The 2,006-nt window shown below is 32.0% G+C and carries 4 protein-coding genes; all 4 read left to right on the forward strand.

Features of this window, described 5'->3' with window-relative positions:
• The coding region (locus DW082_RS14105) for a hypothetical protein (protein ID WP_220452666.1) at nt 1-648 on the forward strand (648 nt) is incomplete at its 5' end.
• Between the two features lie 74 nt (nt 649-722).
• Nucleotides 723-1,187, forward strand: a complete 465-nt coding sequence (locus tag DW082_RS14110) for an Imm21 family immunity protein (RefSeq protein ID WP_004295263.1) — start codon at nt 723-725, stop codon at nt 1,185-1,187.
• A 66-nt stretch (nt 1,188-1,253) separates the two neighbouring features.
• Nucleotides 1,254-1,478 carry a hypothetical protein gene (locus tag DW082_RS14115; RefSeq protein ID WP_029427360.1) on the forward strand — a complete coding sequence of 75 codons (225 nt, stop codon included), beginning with the start codon at nt 1,254-1,256 and terminating at the stop codon, nt 1,476-1,478.
• Nucleotides 1,479-1,561: 83 nt separating this feature from the next.
• On the forward strand, nt 1,562-2,006 hold a 445-nt coding region (locus DW082_RS14390), incomplete at its 3' end, for a hypothetical protein (protein WP_147387090.1).

Raw genomic sequence — 2,006 nt, forward strand, 5'->3', positions numbered from 1 at the left:
GGAATTTCAATATTCAGAAATTTGAGGAGTATAGTTATTGATGCACTATATGATAATAAACTCTGTATTGACGAACTTGTTTCATTGGAGAAACTGGAAGAACTCTGTATAAGTTTTTATCCTATAACGAAATATCAATATCCTACATTGAACAAGCTGAACAGACTGAAACGCTTAAAAATAAAAGGGTTAGATTCAAACATATTATCCTGCTTACCAAACTTGGAAACATTAACTTGTTTTAATTTAAAGGATGGGGCACATTTAGGTATTAAGGCACCAAATTTAAGAAGCATAGATATATACCGTTCTCCGAAAATATTGAATCTTAATTTTTTATTGGACTTGAAAGAACTAAGATCTATTGGTTTAGACGGACTTAGCAATGTTGAAGAAATGCCGGATTTAAGCAACCTTCATTCTTTAACCGGTATGTCTCTTGCCAATATGAAACGGTTACAAAGTTTTCCTTTATACCACGAGAATTTAAAAAACTTACTCTTGCAATTGCCTTTTGATGTATTGGATAATATAATTCCTGAAAATCTTCCTAACCTCAAGCATATAAGTGTAAATTTGGGAAGTGATAAAAAAAACGGAATGGTATTAGATAGATTCAAGGGTATTTGTGAAGTTGGTATATGGTAAAAAAACAAGATTGCTGACAAACAGATGAAACATTTAAAGCGGAACGCTGCAAAACATTAATCGCTGAGAAAAATATGAATAATTGGATTGAAACATCAGGAAGCCCATTTGTCATTGTTGAGCAACAATATGCCCATCAATGGAAGGGTCAAGAAAACTACAATGCTATATGTAGCGTAACAGATTACTTGGGGAAAATCTATATAGACAATCATGTCTTATTGGTAATGGGAGATGAACCGATGGCTACACGCATAGTAAATAAAGATGGAGCAATTTTAATAATTCGTTGGAAGTATGCTCCCGATTATCTAACGGTGGAAAAACTTCTGGAGAATGATATAGTAACTGGGGCAGAACCGATAGAAGAAGTTGAAGTAAAATGGGATTCTACTGAATTAGTCCTATTTGATTCTTTGTCTCCCTATTGTGAAGCGTCGGTTAAAGTTTTTTTATCATTACAAAAAACATCTTGTATAATAAAAACTTATCTTTATCAAAAAGACGAAGTATCTTTAATAATACATTCAATCCAATAAAGACGATTAACAAGCGGCTCAACCTCCCCTTAAAGGTCGGTTAGCCACCAAACATTACCGATAAGAATGAATACGAAAGAACTTATTAGAAAATTGGAGCAAATGACAGAGCTATCGGAAAGTAGGAATGAGTTTTATAAGAAACTAATACATTCCTTCCAGAATGATGCTGATCCACAAATCTATGATAAGATATATTCTAATCTTTGCGGATTATTAGCGCATGGAGATTTGAATAATAAAGAATATGACTTACTGAAAGAAGTTTTATATGAATTAGAAAGGATATAAGAATTAAAAGAATGTATCAGTAACACGCACCTCAATTGCCCATAAAGGTCGATTAGCTGCCAGACATTAGTTTGATTTTTAATATGAAAGCAGAAGAATTACGAATAGCAATAAGAAATGTATTAGAACAAGGGTTTATTTCAACTTTATCTAAATATGGATACAGCTGGAACAAATCTAAGATGTGTTTTCATCGTAAAGTAGGAGATTTCAAGCAAACGATTCTTATCAATTCCTCTGTTAATCCTCAATTCACTAATGGCATAGGCTATATAAGTATTCATTTATTCTATAATTCGCCAAAAATTGAAAAGATGGCTTCTGTTCTGATAGATGCCAAAACAGATTTTGAGAAAGTTGGAATTGTTCTTAATATTAATTCAGGTTTTATTTCTGGAAAAAGGGCTGTATCGTTTGACTTGTTATCATTAGATGAACTTCTAAATGTATTTAATCTTGATAATATGCCATTCAAGGAAATATTAAGTTTCCTTAATGAAAGAACAACAATCCAGAATATACTTATGG

The sequence above is a fragment of the Alistipes sp. AF48-12 genome (assembly GCF_003477565.1).
GTDB lineage: Bacteria > Bacteroidota > Bacteroidia > Bacteroidales > Rikenellaceae > Alistipes_A > Alistipes_A hominis.